This window comes from Lactobacillus sp. ESL0246 (assembly GCF_003692965.1).
GTDB lineage: Bacteria > Bacillota > Bacilli > Lactobacillales > Lactobacillaceae > Lactobacillus.
The window spans coordinates 127504-144842 of sequence record NZ_REHC01000012.1 but is presented as its reverse complement, the minus strand read 5'-3'; the positions used below and the strand labels follow the sequence as shown (position 1 = coordinate 144842).

The 17339-nt window shown below is 37.9% G+C and carries 14 protein-coding genes; 9 read left to right on the top strand and 5 right to left on the bottom strand.

Annotated features, from left to right (window positions below; genetic code table 11):
• Positions 1-690, bottom strand: a 690-nt coding sequence (locus F5ESL0246_RS07325) for a transposase (RefSeq protein ID WP_147441049.1), incomplete at its 3' end; no start/stop codon positions are given.
• 374 nt (positions 691-1064) lie between these two features.
• Between F5ESL0246_RS07325 and F5ESL0246_RS07320 the strand changes: the two genes are divergently transcribed.
• Positions 1065-2912: a MucBP domain-containing protein gene (locus F5ESL0246_RS07320; RefSeq protein WP_122019122.1), complete on the top strand. Its 1848-nt coding sequence runs from the start codon at positions 1065-1067 to the stop codon at positions 2910-2912.
• A 40-nt stretch (positions 2913-2952) separates the two neighbouring features.
• Here the strand turns inward: F5ESL0246_RS07320 and F5ESL0246_RS07315 are convergent, their stop codons facing one another.
• The 3 genes from F5ESL0246_RS07315 to F5ESL0246_RS07305 all read right to left on the bottom strand — a co-directional run bounded on the left by F5ESL0246_RS07315 (position 2953) and on the right by F5ESL0246_RS07305 (position 6617).
• Complete coding sequence (locus tag F5ESL0246_RS07315) at positions 2953-4983, bottom strand: KUP/HAK/KT family potassium transporter (RefSeq protein ID WP_122019120.1); 2031 nt, start codon at positions 4981-4983, stop codon at positions 2953-2955.
• Between the two features lie 116 nt (positions 4984-5099).
• Complete coding sequence (locus tag F5ESL0246_RS07310) at positions 5100-5534, bottom strand: hypothetical protein (RefSeq protein ID WP_122019119.1); 435 nt, start codon at positions 5532-5534, stop codon at positions 5100-5102.
• Positions 5535-5741: 207 nt separating this feature from the next.
• Entirely contained in the window at positions 5742-6617 is an 876-nt protein-coding gene (locus F5ESL0246_RS07305) for a hypothetical protein (protein WP_122019117.1), read from the bottom strand.
• A 210-nt stretch (positions 6618-6827) separates the two neighbouring features.
• Here F5ESL0246_RS07305 and F5ESL0246_RS07300 point away from each other — a divergent pair, with 210 nt between their 5' ends.
• From F5ESL0246_RS07300 to F5ESL0246_RS07265, 8 genes are all read left to right on the top strand, one after another.
• Complete coding sequence (locus F5ESL0246_RS07300; protein ID WP_122019115.1) at positions 6828-7052, top strand: DUF1659 domain-containing protein; 225 nt, start codon at positions 6828-6830, stop codon at positions 7050-7052.
• Positions 7053-7088: 36 nt separating this feature from the next.
• The gene (locus F5ESL0246_RS07295; RefSeq protein ID WP_122019114.1) at positions 7089-7337 is read left to right on the top strand and encodes a DUF2922 domain-containing protein; all 249 of its coding nucleotides are present in this window, start codon (positions 7089-7091) and stop codon (positions 7335-7337) included.
• 530 nt (positions 7338-7867) lie between these two features.
• The gene (locus tag F5ESL0246_RS08400) at positions 7868-9685 is read left to right on the top strand and encodes an SLAP domain-containing protein (RefSeq protein ID WP_233551612.1); all 1818 of its coding nucleotides are present in this window, start codon (positions 7868-7870) and stop codon (positions 9683-9685) included.
• A gap of 319 nt (positions 9686-10004) precedes the next feature.
• Positions 10005-11792 carry an SLAP domain-containing protein gene (locus F5ESL0246_RS07285; RefSeq protein WP_122019112.1) on the top strand — a complete coding sequence of 596 codons (1788 nt, stop codon included), beginning with the start codon at positions 10005-10007 and terminating at the stop codon, positions 11790-11792.
• A gap of 210 nt (positions 11793-12002) precedes the next feature.
• On the top strand, positions 12003-12833 hold the full coding sequence (locus tag F5ESL0246_RS07280) for a hypothetical protein (RefSeq protein ID WP_122019110.1): 831 nt from the start codon (positions 12003-12005) through the stop codon (positions 12831-12833).
• Positions 12834-13013: 180 nt separating this feature from the next.
• Positions 13014-13535, top strand: coding sequence for a sigma-70 family RNA polymerase sigma factor (locus F5ESL0246_RS07275; RefSeq protein WP_147441064.1), 522 nt, complete (start codon positions 13014-13016; stop codon positions 13533-13535).
• Positions 13536-13656: 121 nt separating this feature from the next.
• Positions 13657-14874 carry a glucosaminidase domain-containing protein gene (locus F5ESL0246_RS07270; RefSeq protein ID WP_122019106.1) on the top strand — a complete coding sequence of 406 codons (1218 nt, stop codon included), beginning with the start codon at positions 13657-13659 and terminating at the stop codon, positions 14872-14874.
• Between the two features lie 45 nt (positions 14875-14919).
• Positions 14920-16074, top strand: a complete 1155-nt coding sequence (locus F5ESL0246_RS07265) for an SLAP domain-containing protein (protein WP_122019104.1) — start codon at positions 14920-14922, stop codon at positions 16072-16074.
• Positions 16075-16440: 366 nt separating this feature from the next.
• Here F5ESL0246_RS07265 and F5ESL0246_RS07260 read toward each other — a convergent pair whose 3' ends face one another.
• A complete protein-coding gene (locus tag F5ESL0246_RS07260) occupies positions 16441-17226 on the bottom strand; it encodes a Fic family protein (RefSeq protein WP_369916872.1) in 786 nt (261 codons plus the stop codon).
• Positions 17227-17339: the final 113 nt, after the last annotated feature.

The window sequence follows — 17339 nt, the reverse complement described above, 5'->3', positions numbered from 1 at the left end:
TATTTTGCGTATTAAGGTCATTAACGGTTGATTTTTGGCATCTTTATCTTTCTTATTAATGGTGTAGTAATAATTACTGCGTGACATGTGCGGCAGATCAGGATTGGCGTTAATAGTTTCAAGAATAAAAGTTACACTGACTTTAAGTTCACGTCTTAGCTGGGTAACTGCCGCAGCTATTTCTTCGGCTTTTGGTTCTTGTTCCTTTGGTTGACTAAGACGTGCAATTTTTTTACAAATTCGTTCTCGATAGTAAGTTTTAAGTTCGCTTGGCGTAAGGCTTGGTTTTCTTGCTTTAAGCGGTGATTTTCCTGCTTGATCAGCTTGTTTTTGGCTTTCATGACGAGGGCGTCCTTTCAGTTTAATAATGACATTATACCCGTTTTCTTTGTAAGAGCGCACCCAATTAAACAGTATACCTGGACTCTTAAGTCCTAAGTCCAGCGCAACACTGTACAAAGACTCATGATTAACTATGACACGTCTAATAGCCTGTTCTTTAAATTCTGCAGAATAAGTAATGTAGGATTTATTGAGGATACTAAAACCATGGCGATCGATTAAAGCAACTAAGTAGTTAAGTACACTAATATTTACATCATATCTGCGACTTAATTCTCCAGAACCAACCTGATAGTTTTTCCATAGATTATAGATATCAATTTTGTCTTGCTTAGATAATTTAGACATAATAAAAACCTCGAAATTAATTTGTCTTAATTTCGGGGTTCAGATCATTCCCAAGTGGAATGGTGCTATTTTTATATTGTTTTATTGCTTTACTCACTTTGCTAGATAACTAGTAATTAAAATCTGTTTGGATAAAACCATGACTTCAAAAAGACTATTTATATTATACCTAGATCGGTAAGTGAAAAATAACATTTTCTAAATAAATGGATAATATTTTACCAATTTGATGTGTATAGCATTAAATAAAAAGTCTCAAATGACTGGGCAAAAAGAGGCCTTAACTTTATATATAAAATAACATAAAATTAGTATATATACATCAAAAAATATGATACCATATTTATGGTGGTATATAAATAGGAGATGTAATTATGAGTAAAAAAGCAAATTTTTATTTAGGCAAGGCCTTAGTAACTAGTGTAGCTGCGGCGGCCTTAGGTGTAGTAGCATTAAATACTCAAGATGTGAAGGCTGATCAAACAACTGATCAATCGGTTAACACTGCAAAATTAAAGCAAACTGCAAATAATATTGTACCAGTTGCAAATACAACTAATGGTGCTGATGATAATTTATCAAAGCAGATAGGTAGTGAAACAAATGAAAAAGTTCAACCTCCTATTAATGATAACCAACCAGCGCAACCAAAAAAGACTATCAAAACGGTAGCTGACTTGCCGAATTGGGAAAGTACAGATGGAAAAGCCAGCAATGTAACTTTGACGCTAACTGACGATAATCAAGAGTTAGATATTTCCGGTGGCACTATTACCGATCCTAGGCCTTTATTCTGGGTTTGTTTTCAAAACGGTCGCATTGAACTTATTACGAAACTTAAAAAAATAAAGATAACCGGTAATTTAACAATTACAGGGAATGCTTCATACTTATTTGGTGGCCTGGGAGCTTTAACTCAAATTGAAGGCCTAGAGAAGTTAGATACTTCCGGTGTGACTAGCATGTCCAGCATGTTTGAGGAATGTTCTAGTTTAACTTCATTAGATGCCAGCCACTTTGACACGTCAAAAGTAACTGACATGTCTAGCATGTTTAGTAATTGCAGCAGTTTATATAATTTGGATTTAACCAATTTTAATACTAAACATGTGGTAATGGGTGCCATGTTTGCTAATTGTGCCGCATTGAATACCTTAAAGTTAGGCACCGAATTTGTCAATTCGTCGAATAAATATCTCCCAACGAGTGGTAGTGCCGGATACTGGAAATGGTACAAGATAGGCAAAGGCACTTCTGTTCATCCTGAAGACCAAGATGAACATTCAAGTAATTTCTTCGATAATTTTGATGGTTCTAAAAATGCGGGCACTTATGTGCGTTTAGATTCAGAGAATTCTACTCGTGCTAAAGACATCATTATTCATTACCTAGATAAAAGTAGTAATAACAAGATTAAAGATGAAACATGCGAAGGATTGCTTGGTGAAAAATTTATTCCAAAACAAGAGATAACTGACAACAATGGCCGAAGATATTTCTTAACTAATGATAACAGGAATTCGCAGAATGTTATTTTTATCGATCCGTACAATGGTGAACAAGTACAACCAAAGGAATTTAGTTTTTATTATACTAAGGAAAATATCCCTAATGCTGGCTCCAGTATTCAGAATGTGCAAGGCGGCGATGTGACAGTTCATTATCAAGATGAACAAGGCAATACTTTGGCACCAGATGAAATTCTTAAAGGGCATCTGGGAGAAGGTTATACTTCCCAAGAAAAGAAAATTACTGGTTATAGTCTAAAATTAAGGCCAGAAAAGGCAACGGGCTTTTTTGAAAATAATCCTCAAAGTATTACATATGTTTATACTTTAGATCAAGCAAAAATCAGTAAAAAACTAATGCATAACGCCTTTATTTATGATATTAATCATCACCGAGTTGGTAATTCGAAGTTTCACTCATATGAAAATATCATGGTTTATCCTGAAACCGTGCGCTTAACTGATGGCGTTTTGGCTTATAAATTAGCAGATAACCAATACGTGCTTGCAGCTAACATTGATGGCACCTTGCGCCAATTAAAGCATAATTCTTATGTTTATCAAACTGGCAGAAAGCGTGCTAATCATCGCTTGCTACGTAAGGGCAGATATATTCGAACATATGGTGCAGCTTATAAATTTAAAAACGGCAAATTATATTACCGCATTGGTGGACCGAAGAAACAATACGTCAAAGTAAGAAATTTTAAGTAAGAAAAAAGAATTGTATCAAGTAAAAGATACAATTCTTTTTTTATTCATCATCCTCATTTTTGAGGTGGGAATAATCACGCGGCGCAACGCGCTTAATGTGTAAGTCACGGCTCGGACGACCAAGAATCAGCGGCACACTTTCAACAACCGTGTCCGTATATTCAAGACCAAACCATGAAGCAGGATTTGAAGAAAGGTTTTGTAACCAGACACGAGCAGTCACAATCCACTTTTCAAAGCCCTTGAGCTTGGTTAAGGGGCTGACTACATCGTTGACAATAACAAAGGAGAAGTCTCCCACTTCACGTCCCGGGGTAGTGGTGTATTCCTGTGGCTGCGATTCGATAGTGCCATCTTTAATCAAATCATGAACTACTTGGCGCAAGTATACATTTACGCTGGTTTGCTTTTTAAAGCCTAGGAAAAGCTGCACATTGATGACATTCTTGGTGCCATAGGTGTTAACCGCATATTTAGCGGTAAAGGGTTCATTGGTAATATTAACGGAAACAAACCAATATGCACTAGCCCTTTTTGGCCGCTTATCTAAGATTGAGTAGAGAATTTCCCGTTTAATAAACTTATTGTATTTAACTTTAGCCATATAAACAAGGTTGGTGGCATAAACAGGGTAATCATCATCATGACTAAGGTCGGTAAGCATATCGGTGTAATTATCTAGGCGAACATAGGTATTAGCGCCCTCGTGCTTGTCACGAACCTTATTACCAAAGTACCAGATGAACATAATAATGCCGATGAAGCCCGCAATTAAAACGGTCACGTATCCACCATGAGTAAATTTGGTTAAACTAGAAATTAAAAACATGCCTTCAATAAAGCCAAAGGCGATTAAGAAACAAAGTCGCAGGATGAATGGATGGTGTTTAGCCCCGAGATATTCAAATAATAAGACGGTGGTCATAAGCATCGTCACCGTAATTGACAGCCCATAGGCAGCTTCCATATGTTCTGAAGTTTGGAAAAAGACAACGATGGCCATTGTGGCTACGCAAATCATCTTATTGACGGAAGGAATATAAATCTGTCCATGTTCGGTAGTTGGATAGTTAATTTTCATTCGTGGCAAGAATTTTAAACCACTGGCTTCGGAAACGAGTGTGAATGAACCGGTAATCAGGGCTTGAGAAGCAATAATGGCCGCAATCGTTGCCAAAATAATGGCAAACAGACGTAAGTTGGTCGGAACGGCTTCAAAGAAGGGGTTAAGCTCTGTGCCGTGAGTTTGGTAGTTGGGATTTTGTAAAATCCATACTCCTTGACCCAGATAATTTAGTGCCAAGCAAAGAAATACATATGGCCACGACCCTAGAATGTTGCCGCGACCAACGTGACCAACATCGGAATAGAGGGCTTCAGCTCCCGTCGTAGCAAGGAAGATTGATCCCAAAATAAAGATGCCGGCTTTATTAGTTGGACTGAATAATACTTTAATAGCAAGAATGGGGTTGAGTGCTTGCAAGATTGACCAATCTTGATTCATATTGTAAATACCAATCAGTCCAAGGAAAGTAAACCAGACAAACATAATTGGACCAAAGGCCTTACCAATACTACTAGTACCAAGCATTTGAATTGAAAAGAGCACCAGTAATATTACCAGTGTAATTATAACCACTGAACTTTGGTTAGGAACAGGAATGCTTGAACCAAAGCGCATATTCTTCAAGCCCTCAATTGAGGTGGTTACCGTAACCGCCGGCGTCAAAGTCCCGTCAGCAAGTAGTGCTGCTCCTCCAATTAATGCGGGCATTACCAGCCATTTGGCACGTTTGCGCACGAGTGCATAGAGAGCAAAGATGCCACCTTCACCGTGGTTGGTTGCGTGCAAGGCAATCATCACGTACTTAACAGTTGTTAATAAGGTCACTGTCCAAAAAATCAAAGAAATTGAGCCCAAAATTAATTCACGGTTCACGTTGGCAATTCCGCCATTACCAGTAACGATTGACTTCATAACGTATAACGGACTGGTACCAATATCGCCATACACAATTCCAATCGTAATCAGCAGACCCGCCGCAGAAATCCGTTTATTTTTTTGATCCATATTATTATGTACTCCAATAAACTAATATCCATATTTTTTAAATAAAAGAGAATGTCAATTTGACATTCTCAGCTAAATATATATTTTGTTCTTTTTTAAGTGATAATACAAGCAAATTATGATAAAGAAGTCGAAAAATTATTGCGACGTTCTTCATACCAATTATCCCAGTCTTCGTATGAAGTCATTGACTCCTGGTCAATGTGATCTTGGCGAACAATCTCATCTACCAATTGGTGGAAATTATTATCGTGGTATTGTAGGGCATGACGCACAAGTTCTTTACGAGTAAAGTGAATGTTATCAACCAGATAATGATTGATGTCAACCATGTTGGAATTAACATCATAAGTACTCATAACTTCTAAATCACGCTGGTTGAATTTGGCAATATAAAAGTTAGTGAAAACCTGCAGATATTCAGGTTGCTCCTTGAACTCCTCTTGCGGCATGGTTGTCCAAGTGGCTTCAGGCATTACGACTTTAATTTCGTCATTTTCTTGTTCATTTTCGTTAGTTGTATCTTTAATATTATTTTCTTTTTCAGTCAAAGCGGACACTCCTTTAATAAAAATAGGAAACGTGAAAGTCAATAGTCATTTTACCGAGTTTAGACTATAAAAGCAACTATTCTAATGCTTCAGCAAAATAACAGCTCTCTTTTTGAGTAAGGTTAATAAAATTATATCATCTTATCTATTGTTATTATAATTGGAGAAATAAAAAATCGCCGCTTGGGCGATTTTTTAATTAATGCGTTATGGTTTTAAATATTGTTGAACGTCACTCTTAGTGATTTGATTTGGACTAGTGCGCTTGGAGCTGCGGAAAAGATCGATTAAGTCTTGCGGACTCCATGACATGCCGTCAAAGCCTAATTTAGTTACGCGCTTACGTAATTGGGTAATTTGATCAGTGGTAACAGTCTTGCCGCGCACCTTGTGATTACCCATCGAACCTTCACCAGTTTTACCTGCATTACCGGTTTCGCCCACGTTGTTTTTGACCTTACCAGATTTTACGCCATAACCTTGGGTTGAACTAGTACCGTCACCAGTCTTGGCGGCTTTTTGAGCATCCTTAAGTCCGTCTTGTGCCTGCTCTTTATACTTAGCATAATATTTGCCATCAATGTAAGGTAAATCCAGCACTTTCTGGTACTGGTCGCTAGCCATCTGGTATTGCTTGTTAGTCAGGGCTTGTTTTGCCATGGACAGAATCGGTTTAATCTCGTGTTCATAATTATCTTGAACGTTGGCAATTGTTTTCTTCAATTGGCGTCCCTGACTAATTAGCACATTATAACCGCTGCTTTTGGTAATGACACTGTTAGTCTTGGTTAGTGCTCGAGCGTACTTGCCAGCCTTGGCAGCTTTAATTGCACTAAGCATATTATCTGCTTGCTCCTTATAAGCTGCTGCTTGCGCTGTCTTCTTAATGGCTAAAGCGGCAGCGAACTTGCTGCTGGCCTTGGTGTAGTCCTTATCTTTGACAGCGGTCTTACCACTAGTAATTGCTTTATTATAAGAAGCATCAACTTGGTTGCTAGTTGATTGTCTGGTTGCGTAGAAGACTCCGCCGCCAATAGCAATGATAATCACTGCTACAATCGTCCCAATCGTCGTTTTTTTCATAATAGGAATATATCCTCCTTGTTAATACTAAGTTAATTATAGATGGTTTTAGCTGATTTGACTACTTATTGAGGACTGCTTGGCTTAATTAGCAAATTTTTGCCAAAAAATTGTTACAATTTGCCGGTTCATTTCGTTAATAATAGTGTAAGACATCGGCGCCGAAATCTTACAACTAAAAGATAACCTATAGTAAGGAAGGTATTAAAAATGAATTTCGAATTAATTGACCAATCTGTTCAGTACAAATTTATGAACTCTAAGAAATATGGTGATAAGGGCTTCAAGAACCGCGTCATGCAGAACGTTAAGAAGAATGCCACTGCTAGTGGCTTAGCCGAAGTCGGTAAGGCACTGGCACAACTTCAAAATGATACGCTCGGCGACATTGTCTTGATTCAAAAACAAGCAGTTCCAATGGATCAAATTGGATAATAATATCAGAGATATTTATAGGAAGAGGAAATAATCATGCCAACTACAACCAAATCGTTACAACTAGTATTCTTAAATTCCGAAAACAAAAAGACCAACATCATATTGCCTGATGCCTCAGACAATGTGACTGCAGAAGCTGTTCAAAGTGCAATGACCACAATTGCCCAAGCTGATGCCTTTAATAAGGGTGGAGTTGATCTGTATAAGGTTCCCCAATCTGCTGCATATGTTGAACGCACTGTTACTAGTGTGTTCGATCATTCTGAAAATAAGTCAAACTAGTCTCAAGCTTTTACAGACATTAGTTAGCATAATTAAGGAACTCAAACGTTTCCTAAGCTAACAATAATCGTCTTATTAAAAGGTCACGTCAATTATTGACGCGACCTTTTTTAATGTAACGCTAATGAAGTATTGTCAATATTCTGTAAAATTTCTGCCGTAATAAAATTTCTACTGTAATCTTATTGAGATAAATATACTAAGGATTAATTGTTATAGCAAGCTTATTTAAGTTCAACTAACTTGATAATTTAATGTTGGCTTTGTAAGCGTTTATTACAAAAGTATGTAAAATAACTACATGCCTTGCAATTTCTACTAAAGGCAGGTACAATATGAAATGTGGTGAGTAATAGCCTATGCTTCAGGTAAATAAGCCTGTACGCATGCGCGTTCTTCAGTTGGAGAGCTACCTCATAAGAGTTATAAACTTATGAATTCGACTCGAAGAGTGTTGTAACAATGTAGGCTCAACTACTGAACCTATAGCCTATTACTATTTTGTATATACACAAGGAGGAAAAGACCACATGAAGAAAAATTTAAGAATTGTTAGTGCTACTGCAGCCGCTTTATTAGCTGTTGCTCCAGTTGCTGCTACTAGTGTTGCTCCAGTATTTGCTGATACTAGTGTTACTGGTTCAGTGACATCTGGTAAAGTTTCTAGTTCGGATCATATTAAAGCCGGTATTACTGTTTTAAACAATGGTGCTGTTAAGGCTGGTGATGATGCTTCAAAATTGAACGCAAAGGTTTGGAGTACTGTTGGTACACCAAATATTACTAATGCACCAATTAAGATTTATCACTATGTTGCTGGTCAAACTGCAGCTGATTATGTTAGCCATGGTAGTGCAACAGGTGCAGCTGCAGATGCAAAACCTGTTAATACCCTTGAACCAGGTGTTGACTATGTTGCTGTTATTTCTAATATGACTATTACCGGCTTGGATGCAAATAAAACCTACTATATTAATGATGATACTACTGGGATCTCAACTGATAACAATAAGAATCTTGCAGCGTTTGGTTTAGTAAGTAGAACTTTCCAAGTTGGTGTTACTACTACTGACGGTGTTCCTTTTGCAAAGGAAATCTCTACTGGTAAGGCTGTAACTTCTGGTGCTATTGGTCTTGGTAATGGTAAGTACAGTGTTGATGCTGTAATTGATGCAATTAAAGCAAAGTATAGTGTAGATACTACAGTATCTGCGAATGCTGCTTTCAGCGAATGGGACGACCTTAAGCGTGATGTTGAAGCTGGTTTGAAAGCTAATAATATTACTGTAAAAGCTGATGGTAGCTTTGACAAGCCAACTGCTCCATTTACAGTTAAGGCAGTGCTTTTTGCTTCAAACAATGCTACGGTTACATTCCCAATAACTGTAGATCCTAATCCACTTAACAAGGGTGACGAAACATTCCCAAAGATTACCTACGTATTTAAGGATTCAAATCCTAATGCAACTAATTCAACACATACGTTGACTTTCTATGGTACAAATAACACTGTAGATGTTAGTGATGCAGACTTTAATTATGTTTCACTTAATAGTGGTGTAGCTGTAAGTGAAATTCAAAAGGCGTTTCCAACAACTGTAAGTGGTACTAATGGAACAACAATAGTACCTAATGTTGATATTAGTAAAGTAAATACTGCTGTTGCAGGTAAATATCCTGTAACTGTAAGTGCAACTAATACAGATGGTAAGACCACTTCAGTTACCTTTATGTTAACTGTTGGTGCAAAGGGTGCCACTTACACTACTGTTCAAGCAGATACTGATACTGTCCCAGTTTACAAGATTGATGGTAACACTGTAACTGACACTAAGACTACTGTTAAGAATGGTGACAAAGTTGCTACTTTTGGTACTATTAAAGTTGGTGACAAGTCATACACTCGTATTAACAGTGCTGACTCAGATTTATTTGTAGAAACTAAGTATGTTGATGGCTCAGTTAAGCCAGCTCCTACTGTTGCTAAGAAGGTTATGCACAACGCATACATCTACGACGCAAACCACAAGCGTGTTGGTTCAAACACATTAGCTGCTTACACTACTGTAAATGTTTACGGTAACGCAACTAAGCTTGCTGATGGTAGCCTTGTTTACAAGATTGGTGACAACCAATACGTAATGGCTGACAACATTGATGGTACTTCACGTACTTTGACTCACAACGCTTACGTTTACAAGACTTCTAAGAAGCGTGCTGACCGTCGCGTATTACGTAAGGGTTCAACTGTAACTACTTACGGTGCTCCTTACAAGTTCAAGAACGGTAAATCATACTACCGTATCGGTGGACCTGCTAAGCAATACGTTAAAGTTGCTAACTTTTAATTAATTAACCAATTGAATAATTAATTACCAAAACGGAAACAAATGATTGTTTCCGTTTTTTGGTTACTTTAATATTTGATTGGGTTTAGGTACGTTTCTTGCAATTTCGGCTAAATATGCGTACAATTTGAAGCGTGGTAGGTAATAGATATGTCTTTGCTTCGTTTAGCCTATAAGCATGCGTATTATTCAGCTTGAAAGCTACCTCATAAGGCTAATAAACTTATGAATTCAGCTTGAAGGATGTTGTTTACAAGATGGGTTCTTACGATTAATACAGTCTGTTACCTTTTTTATATATTCAAGGAGGATAGACCACATGAAAAAGAATTTACGAATTGTCAGTGCCACTGCTGCCGCTTTATTAGCTGTTGCTCCGGCTGCTGCTTCTACTGTGTCAACAGTTTTTGCTGATATGAATGTGCCTGTTGTTGGCGGTACGACAAATGTCGGCTCAACTAAAGCTGAACTTAAATTAAAGGTTACTAACATTCCTAGTTTAGTTGCTGGTGCTGCTGCTTCAACTGCCCAAGCATCATTGTTAACGCCTAATTTACCTGCTGGGGCTTCAGTATCAGTCTCAAGTGCTAAGATTTATAAATCAAGCGATGTTGATGTTACTGGTGCTCAGGGTGCATCCCTTAAACCAAATGCGTCTGAAGTTTCTAACTTTAATGGCGATGATACTTATAGAGCATCCGCTACGGTAACAATTACTGGTTTAACAGCTGGACAAGGATATGCTATTACTGTAGGTGGCAATACTTATAATGTGACTGCTTCAGGTTCAGGCACCATTGCCGATCTTAGAATTGCAAGTGACGCCTTCAAGTTGTTCAATCCAAACTTAACTGGTGCACCTTACATGCAAGATAGTAAGGGTAACTTGGTAAACTCTGGGGCAGTTTCTTTAACTGCTACTGGTAACAGTGTTGCCAGCGTTGTTAAGAGTATTACTGATGCTTATAAGCCAGCTATTACAACTGCAGGTGCAAAGGATGCTGCTGATGCTTCATTTACAGACATTGACCAAGACGTTCTTTCTGGCTTAAGAACTGCTGGTGTTACCCTTAAGGCTAATGGTACCTTTGATCAACCAGCAACTGCTTTCCCAGTTACTATTAATTTAATTGCTACTAATGGTAGGCCGGGTAGCTTTACTGTTACAGTGAGTCCAAGTACAGACACTAGTGACCCAACTTATCCTGCAATTACCCTTGATGGTTACAATGGTAATAAGGCAATGAGTGTTTCTGCTACCATCAAAGATTTACCAGACAGTGTTAAGTTCAACTATGTACCAGTCAATGGCACTGTTGATACTAAGGCAATTCAGGATGCCTTTAAGACTACAATCAGTTCTACTAACACGACAGTCTTAGTGCCAAATGTTGACATCAGCAAGGTTAATACTGCTGTTGCTGGGAAGTATCCAGTAGTTGTTTCAGCTACTAACCCTGACAATAAGACTACTAAGGTAACCTTTATGTTAACGGTGGGTGCTAAAGGTGCTACTTACAAGACGGTGCAAGCTGATACCGACACGGTGCCAGTTTACGAGATTACGGGTAACACAGTAACTCTATCTAAGACCACGATCAAGAATGGTGACCAGATTGCTACTTTTGGTAACCCAGTTAAGATTGGTGACAAGACATATATTCACGTTAACAGCGCTGATTCTAACCAATATATTGAAAATAAGTACGTTGATGGCTCAGTTGCCCCAGCGCCTACAGTTACTAAGCAAGTTATGCACAATTCCTACATCTACGACGCAAACCACAAGCGCGTTGGCACTAAGACTTTAGCTTCTTACAGCACCGTAAATGTTTATGGTGACGCAACTAAGCTTGCCGATGGCAGTCTTGTTTACAAGATTGGTGACAACCAATACGTAATGGCTGACAACATTGACGGAACTTCTCGTACTTTGACTCACAACGCTTATGTTTACAAGACCAGTACCAAGCGCGCTGACAAGCGGGTCTTGAAGAAGGGTTCCACTGTTACTACTTACGGTGCTCCTTTCAAGTTCAAGAACGGTAAGACTTACTACCGCATTGGTGGACCTGCTAAACAATACGTTAGAGTTGCTAACTTTTAATTAGACAATTAAATAATTAATTACCAAAACGGAAACGAATAATCGTTTCCGTTTTTTGGTTACAAAAAATAAGGTAAACACCTCATGAAATTATTAGTATGATTTTTGAATACTAAACGTTGCTTTTTCAACGTCATTGCCATTTTTAGTCATAATGAAAGCGCTATAATTATTTATTATGCACTATAAAAAATGAAAGGATGGTTAATTGTGCGTAAAGAAAATAGCCAATGGAATTTACCCTTAAAAGCAGAGTATAGAAAGTGGTCCAAAACACTAATACGTGAGCGTATAGGAAAGGATACGCTTCTTGATCAGTATTTGATTACAGATCCTAACTATTGTATTAACCCCGATACTTTGGTACTTTATCAGTTTCAACATCAGCCCCTTCTTGGTGAATATAAGAGTGTTATTTTTGATCGTCGTAAAGGAATTGTCTTAAGTCGACGTAGCAGCAGTGCTCTTTTTACGGCATTTAGCCGGCGTAATCTGCTCGCGGGGTTAGAATTTCAAAGATATTTAGCTCGCAGATTTAATTTTCGGGGCAGCAATGTTATTGCGACTGGTCGTTTAGCCTACTTTTCAACACGCAGTTATAATCGGGGCAATATCGATTGGGTAGCGTTACATCGAATGGTGGAGGCGAGCAATTTAAGTATTTCCAGCCTGGCTTTCAAAACAATAGATTATAATTATTGCTTTATCTTTGAGCAATGCAGTCGCTATATCGGTACACAATTATCACGCAGTTTAACCTATAATCACGTTCTCTTTCAGCTAATTCATACTCATTTACAAGATTATCTTGGCTGGCAGATTAAGCAACCCAAAGGTCAATCATTAATTGATCAAGCAGATTATTTTTTCCCCAGTCCTGTCACCGATGATCATCAGTTGAAGGATGCGGTCATGGAATTGTTGCAACAAAAACAGTTGCGGTATATTAACGAATTAAGTGACTACTATGAATTACCCTTTTTAAGACAGGCAGATTATCCCATCTTTCGTTTTAGTTGCCGCCTTGATACATTATATTGATGCATTAACAACTTTTTTCATCTTTTTTTACCCAGAATTAACTTAGGATGGCGCAATAAGTAGCAGTTTTTTTATTTTTTTGCTATTTGACAATTATTATATTACCAAGTAATTGCAAGTGATTAACGCTGGTTTTGATTTTAAAGCTAATACTGATAATCTCAAGGTGCACAAGCGCTTGTGACAAAATTACGAAAAGGAATGTCACAACTAATGATTAGTAAAGAAAGTTTTATGCTCGCTTGGAGTAACCAGAAATTAGTCCGTGGAGCATTGAAAAAAGCCCATGTTCGCCTAGATTACAGTAATTATGATGATCTTTTTCAGGAAGGAATTATCGTCTATGCGTCAATATTGCAACAAGAAAAGAATTTGGCACGTGCAGAAGTTGATCGCAAAGCTTTTGGCAAGATTATTTGGCATACGCTTGACCGGTTGCGTCAAGAGCAGGTGCATTGTGCTCGTGAGGTACCGCTTCTTTTGGAAGCAGGAATTGGGCAAATAAGCAATCTAAATAATTGGTTAGAACTTGAAAATGAGGTAAAACAGATGTCAGAAGAAGAAATTATGTTATTTTATCGTCATCTGATAGAAAATAACACGATTACTTCTTTAGCTCAAGAAACTGGTATCAGCAGGGGACATCTTCAGCGAATTAAACGCCACCTACTTACTAAGCTTCAACATAGTTTAGAAATATAGATTACTATTTGTAATATAAGCTAGACAATATTACTTTTTGACTACAATTAAAAGTAAACTATTGTTTATCCACAGCTAGCTCGATACAATAAAAGTGTCGGTTAAGGAGGAAAATACATTTATGAAGAAGAGACTAATCACTGGATTATCCACGGCTGTTTTAGCAGCTGCAGCCGTAATTCCAGTTACCAACAACTTAATTGCCAATTCCCCGACGCGGGTTCAACAAGTATCTGCAGCGCAGGGAAATGAAACTGCATTCTTAGATACGGCTGCTTGTCAGGCACAGAAAGTAGCAAAGAAGTATGGTTTATATCCATCTGTCATGATTGCGCAAGCAATTGTTGAATCTAATTGGGGGCAATCTGGCTTGGCGGTAAATGCCAATAACTTATTTGGTATGAAGGCTAATGACAGCTGGCCTGGTCAGACATATTCGGCTAAGACGCGCGAAGAAGATAAGAACGGTAAGAGCTACTATGTAGTTGCCAAGTTTAGAAAATATAATACTTATCAAGAATCTTTTGATGATAATGGTAAAAAATTACGCCAAGGTGTTACTTGGCAACCAGATCGCTATCAAGGTGCATGGTTAGAAAATGCGGCTTCTTATACTGATGCGACGAAGGCCTTAACTGGAACCTATGCAACGGCGAATAATTATGACAGCATTTTAAATAATCGGATTACCAGTTACAATTTAACGCAATATGACCCGCAGATTTCTAATGATAGTAAATCTTATGTTGTCAAAAAGAATGCGGCAACCTATGCTTGGCCAACGGATCATTCACTATCGGCTAAGACGGATAGTGTCAATGCAGGTGATTCGATTACAGTTACCAAGACAATTACTTACTATAACGGTAGTAAGCGGATGTATATTGCCGGCAAAGGCTGGGTTAATGGCACAGTTTTAGATACTGGCAGTGCACTACCACCAGCTGCCCAAGCGCCGCGAGACGATAAGAAGGTCAATAAGACTTTAATGCATACTGCTTATGTTTATAACAATAAAGGCGAACGGGTTAATGGCATGAAAGCCATAAAGGTTAATAGTAATGGCAAGATCATTGCAACTTATGGTACCAAGACTATTAATGGTAAGAAGTATTACCGCATTGGTGAAAACCACTATATTGCTAGTGGCAATATTGATGGGACGATGAAACTGTTAAAGCGTAACTCTTATGTTTATAATGACTACGGCAATCGTGATAATCAAAGCATAATGAAGAAAGGTAAGTCAGTTGCTACCTTTGGCTCGGCAATTACAATTTACGGTAATAAATATTATCGTATCGGAGTTAACCAGTATATTAGGCAAGCAAACTTTTAGCTTGCATTAAGGCTGCTAAGCAGAAATGAGGAATGAACGGTTAGAATGAAGCTCAAAAAACTAATAACTACTATTGCTATCGGGGTAGGTTTAGTTGCTCCTATTTATCAAACAAATCAAAGTCAAGCGGTAGAAGCCGCATCAATTAATTCAATAGCTAAACAAAACAGTTATGTTGGTGTAACTTTTTTGAATAAAATGTTGCAAACACAGAACATTCAATACAATAAGTTTTATGCCAATGGTAATAAGATATATTATCGCAAAGGTAAACCTGAAGGAATTGTTATTCATGAAACGGCTACACCGGGTGCATCAGCCTATAATGAAGCGATTTATTTCAACCGTGAGTGGATGAACATGTATTCCTACGTTCACGCCTTTGTTGACAGTCAACAAGTTATTCAGATGATGACGCCCAACTATGGTGTTTGGGGTGCTGGTGCCAATGCCAATAATCGATTTATTCAAATTGAACTTTGTCAAGAAAACACTAGGGATAACTTTGCTAAGAGTGTCAACAATGACGCAATCTATGCGGCTAAGCTCTTGCATCGCTATAATCTTGTGCCATCCAATGCCTGCAACACAGGCAGCGGCACAATCTGGTCGCACCATGCCGTTTCACGCTTTTTAGGCGGAACGAATCATACTGACCCTGATGGTTACTTTAACAAGTGGGGCTATTCGATGGACCAATTTTATTCTTTGGTCAAGTATTACTACGATTTGCAAGGAGCTGATACTGGCGCTAAGCCAGATTCAGGCAATAACAATTCAGCTACTGATACTGGGCAAAGTGATGTTGGTGCTGGAAAAGATACCACTTCTAAACTGCCAACTGGTAATAAGACCTTGATGCATGATGCTTATACATATGATGCAACTGGTCAACGTACCAATTCAGGACTAAAAACTGCTGGCACAACTGTCACGGTGACAGCTGCGAAGTTGATTAGTGGTAAGCAGTATTTGCAAATAGGAGATAATGAATATATTGTTGCAAGTAATATTGTTGGCAAGAAGCGTATACTAACTCGGAATGCTTATACTTACGATACTGCGGGTCGGCGTACGACTGATCCGAAATTATTACGCAACCACAGCATTCGGACTTACGGTGGTCAAGTTATAATTGCTGGCAAGCGCTACTACGCCATCAGTCCAACACAATTTGTGAAAGCAGTTAATTTTAGATAAAAATGCGATCCTTAATTTGAACCCTATAATTAGGTAATGTCATTAAGTTAGGCCAAAAAGCTCAGTTAATTAACTCTAACTGGGCTTTTTGCTTGCATTCTTTTCCCTATCTAAGCAATCATAATTCTAATAGTTTATAAAAATGGAGCTATGATATGACTTTTGCCGTTGATTTAAGTTCTAAATTGCTAAACGCTATTCAATTTTTGGTAATATCTACCTAGCTTTAACCAGCATCACCTAAAAAAGAACTACAATTTAAAAAAAGTGCAGTTCTTAAATAAAGAGTATTGCTTAACTTAATGACATTGCCTAATTTTAGTGGTCACATCATTTCTGTTAGGCTGTTTGTGTTGCTAATGCTAATTATGATAATCCAAATCCGTCATCATCTAACGTGTCTCTAAAGTGTTTAAATTCCGAAAGATTCTTTGCTTGTTCATCTGGAGAAATTTCTTTACCAACATTTTGTGAACGAGCACGTAAATTAGGCTCCATGCCTTGAATACCATGTTTATACGTCCAATCTTTCAATTTTGTCATATCATTGGAAAAATAATAATCGGCTAACATCTTCTGCCAAGTGGTCCAATAATCTAGCGGTACATTAATTAGCCCAGCTCCGTTATCAATCATTATCTTATTAGCAGCAATTGTGGCTGTCCGTTTATTACCATCGTAAAACATCTGCTCACGCATATTGTGATACATAATGGTCAATGCCTTATCGGTAGTGGTGCGCTTACTTGCTAAAATTGAATTCAAATAATGCTCTTGCTCTTGTTCGTCAATTATTGGCGGTTCAAAATCACCTCGATAGGTACTTACACCGCCAGTTCCGTTTCGTAAGTAACCAGGGAAAGCGGCACTATCACGAGCAACAATTGCATTAATTTTTTTTTCTGTTGCTAAAGTTAAAGGCTCTTTATTATTAATTATAAATTGCCAACCTCTTTTTAGCTGCACAATCGTATTAATATCGTCAATCGATACACCGTCAACTCCCAAACCGTCAATAATTGTTTGAGTTTGCGGCATAGTCGTAGTTAAACCTTCAAAACGTGAATTGGTAAAAACTAGCTTGGTTAGATTCGTTTTAGCAAATCGTCTATTTTCTTCTGCTGTTAAGTGAAACTTATCTTCGTAATCCAATATTCTTTACCTCACTATCAATAATTATAGCCCAAACTGTCTTGATAAGGTCAGACAGTTCTTGCTGTTGTTTGAGTATTAATTGTTTGAAGGCTACTGCTCGATCAAGAGTG